Annotated in this window: 15 protein-coding genes; 5 read left to right on the forward strand and 10 right to left on the reverse strand. The window is 67.2% G+C overall.

Features of this window, described 5'->3' with window-relative positions; all coding sequences use genetic code 11:
• The first annotated feature begins 1 nt into the window (after nt 1).
• The gene (locus MHN84_RS04390) at nt 2–589 is read left to right on the forward strand and encodes a carboxymuconolactone decarboxylase family protein (RefSeq protein ID WP_241203403.1); all 588 of its coding nucleotides are present in this window, start codon (nt 2–4) and stop codon (nt 587–589) included.
• A gap of 73 nt (nt 590–662) precedes the next feature.
• On the opposite strand, the gene MHN84_RS04395 is transcribed toward MHN84_RS04390, so the two are convergent.
• From MHN84_RS04395 to MHN84_RS04420, 6 genes are read right to left on the reverse strand one after another with little or no spacing between them, the layout of a single operon-like run.
• On the reverse strand, nt 663–1,928 hold the full coding sequence (locus MHN84_RS04395) for a Xaa-Pro peptidase family protein (protein WP_241203404.1): 1,266 nt from the start codon (nt 1,926–1,928) through the stop codon (nt 663–665).
• Complete coding sequence (locus MHN84_RS04400) at nt 1,925–2,866, reverse strand: NAD(P)-dependent oxidoreductase (protein WP_241203405.1); 942 nt, start codon at nt 2,864–2,866, stop codon at nt 1,925–1,927. The genes MHN84_RS04395 and MHN84_RS04400 overlap by 4 nt, the downstream gene beginning before the upstream one ends.
• A gap of 19 nt (nt 2,867–2,885) precedes the next feature.
• A complete protein-coding gene (locus MHN84_RS04405) occupies nt 2,886–3,644 on the reverse strand; it encodes an ABC transporter ATP-binding protein (RefSeq protein WP_241203406.1) in 759 nt (252 codons plus the stop codon).
• The gene (locus tag MHN84_RS04410) at nt 3,641–5,506 is read right to left on the reverse strand and encodes a branched-chain amino acid ABC transporter ATP-binding protein/permease (protein WP_241203407.1); all 1,866 of its coding nucleotides are present in this window, start codon (nt 5,504–5,506) and stop codon (nt 3,641–3,643) included. Before MHN84_RS04410 ends, MHN84_RS04405 begins: the two co-directional genes overlap by 4 nt.
• Nucleotides 5,503–6,384 carry a branched-chain amino acid ABC transporter permease gene (locus MHN84_RS04415; RefSeq protein ID WP_241203408.1) on the reverse strand — a complete coding sequence of 294 codons (882 nt, stop codon included), beginning with the start codon at nt 6,382–6,384 and terminating at the stop codon, nt 5,503–5,505. The genes MHN84_RS04410 and MHN84_RS04415 overlap by 4 nt, the downstream gene beginning before the upstream one ends.
• Nucleotides 6,384–7,595 carry an amino acid ABC transporter substrate-binding protein gene (locus MHN84_RS04420; protein ID WP_241203409.1) on the reverse strand — a complete coding sequence of 404 codons (1,212 nt, stop codon included), beginning with the start codon at nt 7,593–7,595 and terminating at the stop codon, nt 6,384–6,386. The genes MHN84_RS04415 and MHN84_RS04420 overlap by 1 nt, the downstream gene beginning before the upstream one ends.
• A gap of 248 nt (nt 7,596–7,843) precedes the next feature.
• On the opposite strand from MHN84_RS04420, the gene MHN84_RS04425 reads away from it, so the two are divergent.
• Both MHN84_RS04425 and MHN84_RS04430 read left to right on the forward strand, forming a co-directional pair.
• Nucleotides 7,844–9,355 (forward strand): aldehyde dehydrogenase, encoded by a 1,512-nt coding sequence (locus MHN84_RS04425; RefSeq protein ID WP_241203410.1) that lies wholly within the window; start codon nt 7,844–7,846, stop codon nt 9,353–9,355.
• Nucleotides 9,356–9,379: 24 nt separating this feature from the next.
• The gene (locus MHN84_RS04430) at nt 9,380–10,507 is read left to right on the forward strand and encodes an MFS transporter (RefSeq protein ID WP_241203411.1); all 1,128 of its coding nucleotides are present in this window, start codon (nt 9,380–9,382) and stop codon (nt 10,505–10,507) included.
• 1 nt (nt 10,508) lies between these two features.
• Here MHN84_RS04430 and MHN84_RS04435 read toward each other — a convergent pair whose 3' ends face one another.
• Together MHN84_RS04435 and MHN84_RS04440 are read right to left on the reverse strand one after the other, a co-directional pair.
• Nucleotides 10,509–11,402, reverse strand: a complete 894-nt coding sequence (locus MHN84_RS04435; protein WP_241203412.1) for a hypothetical protein — start codon at nt 11,400–11,402, stop codon at nt 10,509–10,511.
• Nucleotides 11,403–11,412: 10 nt separating this feature from the next.
• A complete protein-coding gene (locus MHN84_RS04440; RefSeq protein ID WP_241203413.1) occupies nt 11,413–12,501 on the reverse strand; it encodes a LacI family DNA-binding transcriptional regulator in 1,089 nt (362 codons plus the stop codon).
• A gap of 97 nt (nt 12,502–12,598) precedes the next feature.
• Here MHN84_RS04440 and MHN84_RS04445 point away from each other — a divergent pair, with 97 nt between their 5' ends.
• Nucleotides 12,599–13,768, forward strand: a complete 1,170-nt coding sequence (locus tag MHN84_RS04445) for a pyridoxal phosphate-dependent aminotransferase (RefSeq protein ID WP_241203414.1) — start codon at nt 12,599–12,601, stop codon at nt 13,766–13,768.
• Here MHN84_RS04445 and MHN84_RS04450 read toward each other — a convergent pair.
• Nucleotides 13,765–14,205 carry an SRPBCC family protein gene (locus MHN84_RS04450; RefSeq protein WP_241203415.1) on the reverse strand — a complete coding sequence of 147 codons (441 nt, stop codon included), beginning with the start codon at nt 14,203–14,205 and terminating at the stop codon, nt 13,765–13,767. The genes MHN84_RS04445 and MHN84_RS04450 overlap by 4 nt on opposite strands.
• Nucleotides 14,206–14,329: 124 nt before the next feature.
• On the opposite strand from MHN84_RS04450, the gene MHN84_RS04455 reads away from it, so the two are divergent.
• Nucleotides 14,330–15,337, forward strand: coding sequence for a cation diffusion facilitator family transporter (locus MHN84_RS04455; protein WP_241203416.1), 1,008 nt, complete (start codon nt 14,330–14,332; stop codon nt 15,335–15,337).
• On the opposite strand, the gene MHN84_RS04460 is transcribed toward MHN84_RS04455, so the two are convergent.
• A complete protein-coding gene (locus MHN84_RS04460; RefSeq protein WP_241203417.1) occupies nt 15,318–15,758 on the reverse strand; it encodes an SRPBCC family protein in 441 nt (146 codons plus the stop codon). The genes MHN84_RS04455 and MHN84_RS04460 overlap by 20 nt on opposite strands.
• Nucleotides 15,759–15,814: the final 56 nt, after the last annotated feature.

Here is a 15,814-nt window from a genome sequence, read left to right on the forward strand (position 1 = left end):
CATGGCACGGATCAGCTACGTCCGCCCCGACGACGTCACCGAGCCCGACCTCGTCGCCATCCTCGACGAGTCGCGCACCCACGGCACACCCCGTCTGGAAAGTCAGGCCATTCGTGCCCACGTACCCGCCGTGCTGCGCTCGTTCAGTGCGTCGTGGCAGCAGACGTTCCGCGACGGTGTGCTGGACCATTCGGTCAAGGAGCTGGCCCGGGTGTTCATCGCCAAGAGCCTCGAGTGCGGCTACTGCGCCGGACAGCGCTCACACCTGGGGGCCGAAGCGGGCCTGACCGAGCGCGAATTCGACGAGGTGATCGAATTTCGCGACTCGACGATCCTCGGGGACCGGGAGAAGGCGGCGTTGAAGTGGGCCGAGGCCATCGCGTGGGACCCGGGCCTTGCCGACGACGCGCTGTGGGCCGAGTTGCACCATCACTTCACCGAGCCCGAGCTCGTCGAGCTCGGCTATTTCATCGGGCTGACGATGGGCCAGCAGAAGTTCCTCAAGACGCTGGACCTGCGCCACGGCGACCTGGGCACCGAGAGCCTGGCCGGACTGGCGCCCGAGGTCGCCGAGCACCTCCGCAGCTGAACCCTCCCGCGACTGTGCGGTCCCATCCGCGGCTCGCCGAGCCAGGCGGATGGGACCGCACAGTCGCCGGGGGTCAGTACTGGTTCGCGACGAACAGTTCCTGGGCGGGAAACTTGGTGAGGATCACCGGGCCGTCGTCGGTGACCACGACCTCTTCCTCGATCCGGGCCGCAGACGTGCCGTCCGAGGCCGGGCAGTAGGTCTCCATCGCGAACACCATGCCCGCCTGCAACTCGACCGGATTCTCCAACGAGTTCAACCGCGAGATGATCGGCCGCTCGTGCAGACCCAGCCCCAGCCCGTGGGCGAACTGCAGACCGAACGCGGCCATCTCGTTGTCGAACCCGAAATCCTCTGCCTTGGGCAACAGCCGGGCGATCTGGTCGGAGCCCACTCCCGGCCGGATCGCCGCGATCGAGGTGTCCATCCACTCCCGCGCCTGGGCGTAGGCATCGCGTTGGCTCTGGGTGGCCGACCCGACCCCGAAGGTGCGGTAGTAGCACGTCCGATATCCGTTGTAGGAGTGGATGATGTCGAAGAACGCCTGATCCCCCGGCCTGATCAACCGATCGGTGAAATTGTGTGGATGCGGGTTGCACCGCTCACCGGAGATCGCATTGACCGCCTCGACCTGGTCCGAGCCCATCTCGTAGAGCCGCTTGTTGGCCAGCGCGACGATCTCGTTCTCCCGCACCCCGGGCTTGAGCGCCTCGACGATGTCCTGGTACACGCCGTCGACCATCGCGGCGGCCTGGTTCAGCAACATGATCTCGTCGACCGACTTGATCACCCGCGCGTCCAGCATCGACTGCTGGGCATCGACGACCGTCAGGCCCTGGCGCTGCATCTCGAACAGGAACGGCGGCTCCACGATGTCCATCCCCACCGGAGCGTCAGCCACGCCGGCTTCGACCAGGATGGCCTTGATCTCGCGCACCGCATCGGCCATCAACCCCGCATCCGGGGCGACCGCCCCACGGAAACCGAGGAACCCGGCCCGCCAGTTGTCCTGCGGCAGCCATGGCGAATACAGCTTGTGATGGCGCACCGCCGACCCGAAATCCCACAGGATCGGCTCACCGTCGCGAGTCAGCAGGCAGTACCGGATCATCTTGTCGCCCAGCGCACCCCCGATCCAGGTCTGCGTGGTGTAGCGGATGTTGTAGAAATCGAACAGCAGGAACGCGCCACACCCGCTGGCTTCCAACGCCGCCTTCGCCCGGGACATCCGGTACTCGCGCAACCGCGCGAAGTCGACCCGCTCCTCGTAGTCCACGCCCATGTGACCGGGAGCGCCGAGAGGACGCTCGGTCGCCGGCGGGGCGACCAGCGCGGTCACGAGTGCACCGGGGTCAGGCCGTCGTCGACGCTGACGTTCTCCGGCTTCAGCTCGATGCCCGCACCGCGGGCCACTTCGAGCAGCAGCGTCGCGAAGTCCTCGTCGACCCCGACGCCGGCCCCGGCCGCCTGCGCGACGATCTGCCGGGTGGCCGAGGCGATCGGCATCGGCGATTTCAGCGCATAGGCCGCTTCCAGACCCAGGTCGAAGTCCTTCTGCAGCAGCTCCATCGTGAACGTGGGGCTGAAGTCGAGGTTGACGAAGGCGGGTGACTTGTATTGCGTGAACGTCGATCCCATCACCGAATCGTTGAGGAAAGCCAGGAAGTCGGCTCGGCTCACACCGCCCTTCTCGACCAGCACGGTGATCTCGGCCAGGCACTGGGTGACCACACCGAGCATCAGGTTGTGGGCGATCTTGACCAGCCGCGCCACCTCGCCGTCGCCGACGTAGGTGACGCTGCGACCGAAGACGTTGAGCACGGGTTCGACCGAGTCGAACACCTCGCGCGGACCCGATACCGCGACCGTGAGTTTTCCTGCCGCAATCACTTTCGGGTTGCCGCTGACCGGGGTGGCCAGGAAGTCCGACCCGCGGGAGTTGGCGGCCTCGCGGATCTTGGCGCTGATGTCGGCGGACACGGTCGAGGAGTCGGCGATGACGCGTGGGGACTGCGTGCCGGTGAGCAAGCCACCGTCGCCGAGCATCACCTGCTCCAGGTCCTTCGACGACGACACCATGGCGAACACCAGATCGCGGTCGGCCAATTCGACGGGCCGCGTGACGACTTTGGCGCCCTTGTCGACCAGTGCAGCGGCCTTGGCGGCGGTGCGATTGTAGACCGTGACGTCGTATCCCGCGTCGAGCAGTCGGGTGATGAGCTGAGCGCCCATGCGGCCTGCGCCGATCCAGCCGATCGTGGGTTGTGAGGCAGACATATGGTTTCCTTTTCTCTTTTCAGGCGCTCGGTTGAGTCACGGGGGCATCGGATGCGCTGGGTGCGTGCACTGCGCCGCCGAAGTAGAGATCGGCGATCTCGGGGTTGGACAGCACGGACTGGGCGGGCCCGGTCAGCAGCACCCGGCCGCTTTCCATCACGATGCCGCTGGAGGCCATCCGCAACCCGAATCTGACGTTCTGTTCCACCATCAGCACGGCCTTGCCGGCCGCCCGCATCACCGCGACGGCTTCGTCGATGACGGTCAGTGACTTCGGGTCGAGCCCGAGCGAAGGCTCGTCCAGCAGAACCAGTTTGGGATCGAGCATCAGTGATCGGGCGAACTCGACCATGCGACGCTGGCCGCCCGAGAGATTGCCGCAGCGGATACCGGTCTTGTCGGCGACCAGCGGGAACATGCCGAGCACCTCGTCGTAGCGCTGTTTGACCAGGCGGCGTTGACGGCGGATCACGTAGGCGCCCATCAGGATGTTCTCCTTGACGGTGAGTGTCGGGAACAGCCCGTTGCTCTGCGGCACCTGGGTGACCCCTTCACCGAGCACCTGGTCCGGTGCCAGCCCGGCGATGTCTCTGCCGTCCAGCAGGATCCGGCCCGCGCTCGGGGTGAGGATGCCGCTGACCGCACGGAGAACGGTCGACTTACCCGCTCCGTTGGGGCCCACGATGCAGCCCAGCTCGCCGGCACCGACCTCCAGGTCGACACCCTGCAGGACGTTGCCGCCCCCGTATCCGGCGACCACTCCCTCGAGTCGGATCATGCCGGGTTCCTTTCTGCCACAGTGACGCTCGAGCCCTTCGACGGCGCTTCGAGCAGGTAGTCGTCGCCGAGGTACGCGTCGAGCACGACAGGGTCCTTCTGGATCTGCTCCGGTGTGCCGGAGGCGATGACGGCGCCACGGGCGAGCACCCGGATCGGGTCGCAGAGGCCGACGACGAAGGGCATGTTGTGCTCGACGAGCAGGAACGTCTTGCCCTCGGCGTTGAGCTGACGGATCAGGTCACCCATGCGCTCGATCAGCGTGGGGTTGATCCCGCCCGCGGGTTCGTCGAGCAGGATCAGCTTCGGGTCCAGCACGAGCACCTGGGCGAGTTCGACCAGTTTCTGCTGGCCGTAGGACAATGCCCCGGCACGCGCGTCGCGGTAGGCCGCCATCCCGACGAACTCCAGGAGTTCCTCTGCCCTGCTCGCTTCGGATCCGCTGACGGCGCCGAGACCGAGCTGGTTCACCGAGAAGCTCCGCAGTGGGGCGACGACGTTCTCCAGCACCGTCATCTCGCGGAACAGCCGGGTGATCTGGAAGGTGCGGCCCAATCCGTGGTGCGCCCGCGACCACGGCGCGATGTCGTCGATGCGCTGCCCGCCCAGCAGGATCTCACCCTTGTCGGGTGTCATCGTGCCCGAGATCAGGTTGAACACCGTGGTCTTGCCGGAGCCGTTCGGACCGATCAGCGCGGTGATCGAGCCTTCGGGCACGGTGAAGCTGCAGTCGTTGACGGCGTGGTTGCCGCCGAAACTCTTGTGCAGTCCCCGCACTTCGAGCAGCGTCTTGCCGGTGGGCGCAGGCTTGGCGATCTCGGCGCGCACCAGCGGACGATCGAGCGGGTTGAGCCGCGCGCCCGAAAGCCCGACGGTGTCCCTGGTTCTGGCCTTCTCGATGATCTTCTGCAGTGTCGGCAGGATGCCCGACGGCAACAGGATGACCAGCAGGATCAGCAGACCGCCGAACAGGACGAGACGCGCGTTGCCACCGCCGAAAGCCGAGTTGGCGTAGTTGTTGACGGGCTGGATGATGAACGCGCCCAACACAGGACCGAACAGGGTGCCGCGGCCGCCGAGGATGACGGCGAGGACGATCAGTGCGCTGGTGATGATCGAGAACATGCCGATCGGATCGACGAACGACAGATAGTAGCCGTAGACCGAGCCGGCCATGCCGACGAAGAGCGCACTGAGGCCGAAGGCGAGCAGTTTGTAGACGGGCGCGTTCACCCCGATCGTGCCGGCCTTGCCTTCGTCTTCGCGAATCGCGATCAGACCCATGCCGAACTTGGTCCGCCGGATCCACCACGTCATGCCCAGCGACAGCGCGAGCAATGCGACCAGGGTCAGATGGAACGGCCAATTACCCCAGGATTCGGGCCAATCCGGCAGCGGCAGGGTCAAACCCGCGGTGCCGTTGGTGACGGGTACCCATTCGATCGCGACGAATTGCACGAGGAACAGGAAGGCGACAGTGATGATCACGAAGGCGGGGCCGCGGGACCGATAGGTGACCAGCCCGAGCAGCATCGCGATCACCGCCGCGACCACGCCCGCGAGCGGCACCCAGAGCAACGGCTGGACGTCGGGGAAGCGGGTCGCGAGGATCGCGCCGACGTAGGCGCCGATGCCGATGAACGCGCCCTGGCTCAGTGAGAGATACCCGGTGAAGCCGGTGATGACGTTCAGTCCGCTGGCGCCGATGGCCAGCACGAGCGACATGATCACGACGTTCTGCGCCGACATGCTGGGCGACAACGGGAACAGCAGGATCACCACCGCAGCGACGGCGACCACGGTGCGGGCGGCCCACGTGTGCAGTCTCGCGTCGAGCAGGCGGTTGCGTGTGGCGGTGCTCATGCGACGGCGTCCTCTCGTAGGCGGGTGCCGAGCAGTCCCTGGGGACGGGTGATGAGCACGACGATGATGACCAGGAACGGCACGGCCACCGGCCAGGCCGCTCCGATGTAGGCCGTGGCGGCCATCTCGCCGACGCCGATCACGAGGGCGCCGAGCACAGCCCCGGGCAGGCTGCCCAGACCACCGAGCACGACGATCGCGAGCAGTCGAGCGATCCACTGATAGTGCGTGCCGGGCAGGAACGGGTAGATCGTCGACAGCATCGCGCCGCCGGCCCCGAGCGTGGCCACCCCGATCGCGAATGTCAGTGCGGCGATGGTGGCCACCCCCACCCCCACGAGCAAGGCACCGCTCTCGTTCGACGACGCCGCGCGGATGGCGCGGCCAGCCCAGGTGTAGTTGAGCAACAGGTAGAGCGCGCCCATCACCACGACGGCGATCACCGCGGCGATCAGCATGGCTTGCGGGATGTAGATCGAGCCCAGCGACAACGACGCGTCGGTGTAGGACACCACCACGGTCGAGGAGGTGTTGCCCCAGATGAAACCCATGATGCCCTCGAGCATCAGCGCGATCCCGAAGGTGGCCAGCACGGTCATCGTGACGTGGGCACCGCGGACGTGCCGGATCACCAGAACGTAGACGAGCCAACCGAATCCGAACATCACCGCCATCACGATCGGGATGGACAGCAGCGGGTCGAGACCGAGATGCTTCCACAGCGTGTAGGTGAGGAACGCTGCCAGCACCGCGAAGGCGCCGTGGGCGAGGTTGATCACCCGCATCACCCCGAAGATGAGCGTCAGGCCGGAGGCCATGAGCGCATACAGCGAGCCGACGAGCAGACCGAGGATGAGCGTCTGCACCAGCGAGGTCATCAGATCGCCCCGCCGCGCCAGCCCGTGATCTTGGTCGAGGTCGCGACATCGGTGGGCAGCACGACCTGCGATACGCCGCCCTGCCACTGCCCGACCAGGAAGTCGCCCTTGGGGCTGCCGTCGGGATTCCAGCTCAGGGTACCGAGCACCGTGTCAACGCTGTTGTTGTGCAACCAATCTGCGAGCTTGGCCTGGTCGTCGATCGAGCCGACCCCGTTGACCGCCGCGGCGAGCACCTGGCCTGCCGCGAAACCGTCGGCAGCGTCCTCCGGCGGGCTCTGACCGAACTTCTCGGTGAACCGCTTGACGAATTCGGCGTTCTGGGTGGTGTCCGACCGCGGGCTGTAGCTGGACGAGAAGAACACGCCCTCGGCGTTGTCCGCGCCCACCGCGTCGAGGTACTGCTGGCCGTAGGTGGGCGAGCTGCTCTGGTAGAGGATCGCGGGTTGATAGTTGGCGCGGTTCATCGAGCGGATCATGTTGACGCCGTCTTCGAATTGCGCCCCCTGCACGACGATTTCGGCACCGGCGTCACGCATCGCGTTGACGACCGAGTCGAAGTTCTTGGTGGTGGCCGGATACTGGTCCTTGTACACCGTGCGGATGCCTGCGGCCGAGAGGATCTTCTCCGCACCTTCGACGACCGGACCGGCGAACGGATCGTCGAGCGTCGGATAGGCGGCTGTCTGGGGCCGCTGCTCCGGCGGCAGGTTGGCGATCCAGTTCGCGAACACCTTCGCCTGGTCGGTCGCCACCGCCTGCTGGGAGAAGAAGATGTAGGAGAAGCCGCGGTTGAACATGTCCGGCGACCCGCAGGACGGGCAGACGAAGAGCATCTTGTTCTTCTCGGCGATCGCCGATGCCGGGATGTTCAACAGCGAGGACTGGCTGCCCAGCACGAGGTTCACCTTGTCCTGGGCGATCAGGTTGTTGTAGTTGCTGACCGCCGTTTCCTGCTGGGTGGCATCGTCTTTGACGACCATCTCCACTTTCTTGCCGAGCAGTCCACCGGATTCGTTGACCATCTCGACCCACGTCTCGTACCCGTGCTGGGTGTCGAGTCCGCCCTGACTGAATTCACCGGTCAAGGGCAGTGACGCGCCGATCCGGATGGTGTCGCCGCCGGCGTTCTGATCTGCGGTACAGCCCGCGGCGGTCAGGGTGATCGCAGCTGCGGCCGCGAGCGCCCGGAGAACAGGGGTGATACGCATGTCCAACCTCTCTGTCAGACCGATTGCCCGTGTCGAGTCCGCGATGATGTGTAACTCACCTGCAATCGATTGCAGTGAATCCTGTCACATGCCTGCGAGGGGTGTCAACGATTTCGTACCGATCGACGCCGACGTTCGTTGTCGACTTCGGCGGACCCTTGCCAGACCGGCGATCGCTGCTTATCGTCCTATGCAATCGATTGCGACCGCGATCGATCACGTGAGCTGCCGGCTGCGAGGGAGCAGGGATGACGATCACCGACGAGAAGGCGGGCGCCCGGCATCCCCTTCCGCGCACGCACTGGGGCGCCTTCATCGACGGCAGCTTCCTAACGCCGCCGGAACTGCCCACCTTCGACGTGATCGAGCCGTCGACGGCCACTCCCCTCGCCCACGTCGTCGCCGGCGACGACGCGTTGGTGGACCAGGCGGTGTGCTCCGCGCGGGCCGCTCTCCCGGGCTGGCGGGCGCTGTCGGGACGTCAGCGCGGCGGATACCTCAAGCAGGTCGCCGAGCGCATCCGCGTGCACGCCGACGAACTCGCCGAACTCGTCGCCCGCGAGAACGGCAAGCCCAAGCGCGATGCATTGGCCAACGACGTGTCGTTCAGCTCCAACTGTTTCGAGTTCTTCGCCGGGCTGGGCGACAGCCTGCCCGGCGAGATCATCGACCAGGGACCCATCGAGACACGGGTGCTCTACGAGCCGTATGGCGTGGTTGCGGCGATCCTGCCGTTCAATTGGCCGCCGATCCACTTCGCGAAGAAAGGCGCACCCGCGCTGATCACCGGCAACACGGTGGTCATCAAACCCGGTGAGCAGGCCCCGCTGACCGTGTTGCGGCTCGTGGAGATCGCCAACGAGGTACTGCCACCGGGAGTCCTCAACGCCGTACCCGGGATCGACGCCGGTGCCGCGCTCGCCCGGCATCCCTTGGTCGAACGCATCAGCTTCACCGGCGCCACGACGACGGGACGGCGGGTCCTGCAGACCGCCGCGCAGAACCTGACCTACGCCACCATGGAACTCGGCGGCAAGAACGCGCTGATCGTCTTCGCCGACGCCGATGTCGAACTCGCTGTGACGATCGCGGTCGAGGGCATGTTCTACAACCAGGGCGAGGCATGCACCTCGACCGCGCGCATCCTCGTCCACGACGACGTCTACGACGACTTCCTCGCACGCTTCACGGCGGCGGCCACCTCTCTGGTGGTCGGCGACGGTCTCGACCCGCGCACCGACGTCGGCCCCCTCGTCGACGCGCGCCAGCGCGACCGGGTGCGCGACCACCTGCGCATCGCCCTCGACGAGGGAGCCCGCATCGCCGGGCAGGGCACGGTCCCGACCGACGACGCCTACGCCGACGGATACTGGTTCCCGCCAACGGTTCTGGTCGACGTGACGCCGGATTCCACGGTCGGCCAGGAGGAGATCTTCGGACCGATCGCACTCGTCATGCGGTACGCGACCATTGACGAGGCGGTCGAGATCGCCAACGGCACGAGCTACGGGTTGACCGCGGCGATGATCACTCGTGACGAGGCCCGGGCCTGGCACATCGCGCAGAGGCTAGAAGCCGGCATGGTCTTCGTCAACAACTACATGCGCCGGTCCTTCCTCGGCTCCCCCTTCGGCGGGGTCAAAGGCAGCGGATTCGGGCGGGAGAATGCTCCGGAGACGCTGCACGAGTTCGTCCGGTCCAAGGCGGTCCGGTTCCCCTCCGGGCGGGGCGAGATCCCCGTCTGGCCGCCGCGTGCCTGAACGAAGGCCGGCCGCGGTGGCCTCGTGATCCTGATCATCGCAGCATTCGTGTCGATGCTCGACCGCTCGGTGATGCCACCGTTGGTCCCGGTGATCGCCGACGAGATGGGCGTCGGGGTGGTGGCGATCGGCCGATCGCTGACGCTCTACGCCGTCAGTTACGCCGCCTGCCAATTGGTCTGGAGTTCGGTGGCGGCCCGGTACGGACGGGTCCGCATCCTCGTCGCGTCCACTGCGCTGGGCGCAGTTGCCAACGTTGCGACGGCATTGGCGCCGGATGCGCTGACATACAACGTCTCTCGCATGGTCGCCGGAGCCGCATTCGCCGCCACGATCACGACGGCATTGATCTACTACGGTGACACGCTGCCGATCCGGCAGCGGGCCGTGGCGACCGCGAACCTGGCTGCAGCCATCTCCCTCGGCCTGGCCGGCGGCACGCTGGGCGCCGGGGCGATCGCTCAGTGGTGGGGATGGCGCCCGGTGTACATCGTGGTGGCGCTGGCCGCATTCGCGCTGAGCGCCCTGCTGGCCCGAATGCCGGAGTCGATCGGCGCACCGCGCGAGCGGTTAATCCCGTCGATCCGGCGACTGGCGGCCAACCGGTGGGCGGTCTCGATCCTGGTGTTCACCGCGGCGGAGGGCGTTCTTCTGGTCGGTGTGTTCAACTACCTCGCGGTGGCGCTTCAGGCCGGCGGTGAGACCGTGCTGGCCGCTGGGTTGGCGACTGCCGCGTTCGGCGCCGCGGTCGTGGTGATCAGCCAGCTGATGAAGCTGGTGCTGGCTCGTTGGCCCGCCTGGCTGTTGATGGGGCTGGCCGGTGCCGCCATCGTGGGGGCCTACGCCGTGGTTGCGGTCGAGATCTCCCCGGCGGCGGTGACGGTGGCCGCCACCCTGCTGGGTCTGGCCTGGGCACTGGGTCACACCACGATGCAGACCTGGATGACCGATGCCGCCGCCGACAGCAGACCGATCGGCATGTCGTTGTTCTCGATCGCCCTGTTCGCGGGGGCCTCTGCCGGCGCCGCGGCCGGCAACGCGGCAGCGGGCGCCGGTCGGTTCAGCGTTCTCTTCGCCGTGAGCGCCACCGGCGCGGTGCTCTACGCGGTGTCGACCACCATCACGCGAGGCAGATACGTTGTGCGCGAGTGATTCACGTGCTCAGAGCACAGTGTCGCACCACCTCGTCGAACCGGTCAGCCAGACCGTCGAGCTGCGGAGCGGGCAGGAAGCGACCGCGCAATCTCACCAGCGTGTCCAGCGCCGCCACCTCGACACTGCCGTCGACAATCAGGCCGCGCGCCGGATCGCGCAGCACCGCCACGTGTTCGGCCGCCCCCTCGGGCGTCAGCGTGAGCAACCGGGCGGCAGCCTCTTCGGCGTCCTCGGTGAGGGCTCCGGCCACGATCGCTGCAGCGGTGTCCCCGAGTGCGGCCACCAGACGGTCCACCGCGTCGCCTCCCGGCGCCTGCCGCAACCGCGCGACGACGGTGCCCAGGTACGGCCCGAGGCTGGTGACGTCGACGAGTTCCACGCAGCCGTCCGCCCGGGCGCGGATCTCGTTGCCCGCGTTGAGGACCGTGATATCGCAGCGCCCGTCCACGAGTGCCGCAACGCGCGTCGGTGTCGAGCCGAGCGCGACGATCTCGACGTCCTCGCGCGCCACCCCCATCTCGGCGAGCAGCGCATAGGCCACGAACGCGAACCCTGATGTCGGCACGTCGACACCCAGCACCGCGCCCGAGAGATCGGTGCGGCCAGGACGGCCACTCAGGCACAGGCCCAGGCCCCGGTCGACCCCGGCCACGATCTCGACGTCCAACATCTCACCCAGCGGGTTGTCCGGGAGGATGCGGTAGGCCAGCACGTTGTCCGGGCTGGTGAACACCGCGTCGTATGCGCCGTCGCGCAGTGAGGCGAACTGCGCGGGTGACGACGGTACCGGCACCTGGTGCACCTGCACCCCCGCCGCGTCCAGACGGCCCGTGGACTGCGCCACGGCCAGCAGCACGGACGGGCTGAACACGCCCAGGTTCACGACATCCACGACCGATCCTTCACTGACGCTTGGGCGGTTGGTTCGGCTCCTCGTCGCGCGCGGCCGCCGTCGAGCCACGCACCATCAACGACACCGGCAGCGTCAGCGTCACCGCATCCTGCTCGCCGGTGTCGATGCCGCGCAGCAGCAGACGCGCCGCCTCGGCCCCGATCTCCCACAGCGGCGTGTGCACCGTCGTCAACGGCGGCCAGAAGTCCTCGGCGAACGGCATGTCGTTGAACCCGACCACCGACACGTCGTCGGGACAGGCCAGACCTTCGGCGCGAAGTCTCCGGATCAGCCCCAACGCCACCAGATCGTTGCCCGCGACGAGCGCTGTCGGGAAAGGCGTTGCACGCTTGAGGAGCTGATCGGCCACCTCGACACCGGCGTCGATGCTCAACGCGGCGGCGTAGACGGTGTCGTGGGCGACGCCGGCCCTCGTCGCGGCGACTTCGAACGCCTCGGCGCGCGAACGCGTGGTGGAGAAGTTCGCGGGGCCGGCCGCGTGCACGATGTGCCGGTGCCCCAGGTCGACGAGATGTGCCACGGCGAGGTCGATTCCGGCGGCGTTGTCGGCGGAAACCAGCGGATACCCGCCGAGACCCGAACCGCGGTTGACCAGCACGACCGGCACGTCGGCCGCGGCCGCCTCTTCGACCACCGGCTGGTCGTCGAGGCGGCCTGTCGCGAGGATGAAGCCGTCGACACGGCGCTGCAAGAGCGAGTCGAACACCGAGGATTCGACGTCGTCGTGCGAGTCGGTGTTGGCGATCAGCACCGTGTATCCCTGCGCCTGCAGCACACGCTCCATGCCTCGGATCATCGGCGGGAAGATCGGATTCATCAGGTCGGGGATGATGACCCCGATGGTCATCGACCGGCTGATGCGCAGGCCGCGGGCCATCGCGTTGGGGACGTACCCGAGTTGCCGGGCCGCGCGGGTCACTCGCTTGAGGGTTTCGGCGTTGACCTGCCCGCGCGTCTGAGCATTGAGCGCACGCGACACCGTCGCCTTGTGGACCTCGGCGAGCCGAGCCACATCGTCGATGGTCACCCGTCGCGGCATCGTCGCCAGCACCCCCACTTCCCCGGCCCAGCTGGCCATTCGGGTCAGATTACCGTCCGATGGGCTCTGCGCGACGCCGCACTGCAATCGATCTCAAAAACGTGTTCGCGAGCTGGGCCATCTACCCTCGACTGTCATGACGGTTGCGCGACTGACGCCCTACGCGGTGACGATCTTCGCCGAGATGTCGGCCCGCGCGGCCGAACTCGGTGCGGTCAATCTCGGCCAGGGGTTTCCGGACGAACCCGGTCCGCCCGCCATGCTCGCCGCGGCTGAGAAGGCCATCGCCGACGGGGACAACCAGTACCCGCCCGGCCTGGGCATCGCACCGCTGCGGCAGGCCATTGCCGCTCAGCGCCTGCGCCGCTACGGCATCTCCTACGACCCCGATACGGAGGTGCTGGTCACCGTCGGCGCCACCGAGGCGATCGCAGCGTCGATCCTCGGCCTCGTCGAACCGGGCTCCGAGGTGCTGCTGATCGAACCGTTCTACGACTCGTACTCCCCCGTCATCGCGATGGCCGGATGCCACCGGCGGGCGGTGCCGATGCGCCTCGACGACGGGCGATTCGCGATCGACGTGGAGGCGCTGCGCGCGGCGATCACCCCGAAAACCGCTGCGATCATCGTGAATTCGCCGCACAACCCGACCGGCACCGTCGCCGGCGACGAGGAGCTGCGGGCGCTCGCCGAGGTGGCCGTGGCTGCCGACCTGCTGGTGATCACCGACGAGGTCTACGAGCATCTGGTCTTCGACGGGCGCAGACATCTCCCCCTGGCCGGCTACCCCGGCATGGCCGAGCGCACCATCACGATGTCCAGCGCCGGCAAGATGTTCAACGTCACGGGGTGGAAGATCGGCTGGGCGTGCGGACCACGCCATCTGATCGCGGGGGTGCGGGCGGCCAAGCAGTACCTGAGCTACGTGAGCGGGGCGCCGTTGCAGCCCGCCGTCGCCGCGGCACTCGACACCGGCGACGAGTGGGTGGATGCGCTGTGCCGCTCGTTCGAATCCCGACGTGACCTGTTGGCCGCTGCGCTGCGCGAGGTCGGCTTCGACGTGTTCGACAGCTTCGGCACCTACTTCTTGACCGCCGATCCGCGCCCGCTGGGCTACGACGACGGCAGGGCGTTCTGCACCGAGTTGATCGAGCGGGTGGGTGTGGCGGCCATTCCGATGTCGGCGTTCTGCGATCCCGCCGCGTCGCATGCCGGTGAGTGGAACCCACTGGTGCGCTTCGCATTCTGCAAGCGTGAGCAGACGCTGGACGAAGCCATCGATCGGTTGGGCGCGCTGCGCCGCTAGCGTGCTCCGGCCATCACCCGCTGGCGCAGGTTCTCCAGCGCGACGTCGAGCACCATCCGCTTGGCCCGCTTGACCAGAAACGCCGGATAGGGCGCCGCGAGATCGAGGATCAGATCGAAGCGCACCCGGGTGCGCGCTTCGCCTTCCTGCACGAGGTTGTACTCGCCGTGCTGGCAGCGTTGCCGCGACGTGCGCTGGGCGTCCCACACCACCCAGTCGTCGCCCCAGTGGTACTCCAGGAGTTCCTTGTCGCTCATGCCCATGATCTTGACCGTCGCCTTCACGTGATGAGGCCGGCCGTCGGGGTGGCGGTCGATGACCTCGGCCGCTTTGTGCAGAGATGACCAGGATGCGACGGCTTCGATGTCGGCCAACGCGTCGAGGATGACCTCCGGCGGCGCCTCGATCACCACCTCACTGGAAGCACGAACAGCCATGCGGCAAAGCATAACGGCGGTCCCGATCACATGTTGGATATTGTTCAGCTAATTTTATGACGCTTCTTAATGTGGCGCGGACCGCCACGTTTGTGCCCACTCGCGGCGGGGAAGGCACGCTGCCATGAGCGCTGTGTCCGACAGTGGGCCCGACCGGGCAGCCACCGACGCCGATCCCGACTCGCCGAAGGGTGGGGAGAGCACGCTGACGGTGATCGTCGCGCTGGCCGCGAACTTCGCAGTCGCCGTCGCCAAGACCGTCGCCGCCGTCATCTCCGGCTCGGCGTCGATGACGGCCGAAGCGACCCACTCCTGGGCCGACACCGCGAACCAGGGTTTCCTGTTCGTCGCCAACCGGCGCAGCTCCCGCCCACCGGACGGCGAGCGGCCATTGGGTTACGGACGCGAGGCGTACGTGTGGTCCCTGCTCGCGGCGGTGGGGCTTTTCGTTGTCGGCGGGACGGTATCGGTGTGGCACGGCATCACCGAGATCATCCACGGAGAGTCGGGTCCGGAGAACTACCTGGTGGCCTACATCGTGTTGGGGGTCGCGTTCGTCCTCGAGGGGTCCTCGCTGCTGCAGGCGTTCCGTCAGTTGCGGTCCGAGGCGAGCGAGTACGACCGGGAACTGCTCACGCACGTGCTCGACACGTCCGATCCGACCACGCGCGCGGTGTTCGCCGAAGACACCGCGGCACTGATCGGCATCGTGATCGCACTGCTCGGCATCGGCTTGCACGAGATCACCGGCGACGCGATCTGGGATGCGATCGGCTCGATTCTGGTGGGCCTGCTGCTCGGCGTCGTCGCGGTGATCCTCATCGACCGCAACCGCCGCTTCCTGGTCGGCGAATCAGCCAGCCCCCGAGTGCGTCAGGCCGTGATCGCGCAGATCGAGCGGATGCCGGAGGTGGCCTCGGTGCGCTTCCTCCGGCTCATGTTCGTCGGCCCCAAGCAGCTGTTCCTGGTGGCCAGCGTCGACATCGAGGGTGACGCCGCCGAGTCGCGGATCGCCGAGACCCTGCGCGATCTCGAGAACAGGTTGCAGGCCGAGCCCACCATCGTCGACGCCGTCCTGACCATCGCCGAGCCCGATGAGCTCGACCGGCTCGCTAACCCTTCACAACCTTGAGCACCTGTTTGCGGAGCCCGTCGGTGGCGGTTTCGACGCCGCCTTTGATGGTGCGCTTGACGATGAAGCCGGGCAAAGGCACCGACAGGTCGATCGCGATGTCGAAACGCACCCGCGTCCTGTCGCCCTCAGGAGTGAGCGTGTAGCCGGCGTCCTGCGCCTTGAGCTGGCCCGCGGAGACCAGCGTCCAGCTGACTTCGTTGTCGCCCCAGGTGTATTCGATGACCTGCTCGTCGGTCAGCCCGGCTGCCTTGACGACCATCTTGACCTGCTTGGGCCTGCCGTCGTCGAACCGTTCCAGCACCTCGGCCTTCGTGTACTGCGGCGACCAGGTCGGGGTCGCTTCGACATCGGCGATGACGTCGAGGATCTGTTCCGGCGTTGCTTCGATCACGACTTCGCGCGAATCCTTGGTGGCCATGGCGGAACCATAGAGCACGGGAGCTGCCGTTCGGATCGAGATCACCCGAGGAGACC

The organism is Mycobacterium sp. PSTR-4-N (assembly GCF_022348085.1).
Taxonomy (GTDB): Bacteria; Actinomycetota; Actinomycetes; order Mycobacteriales; family Mycobacteriaceae; genus Mycobacterium.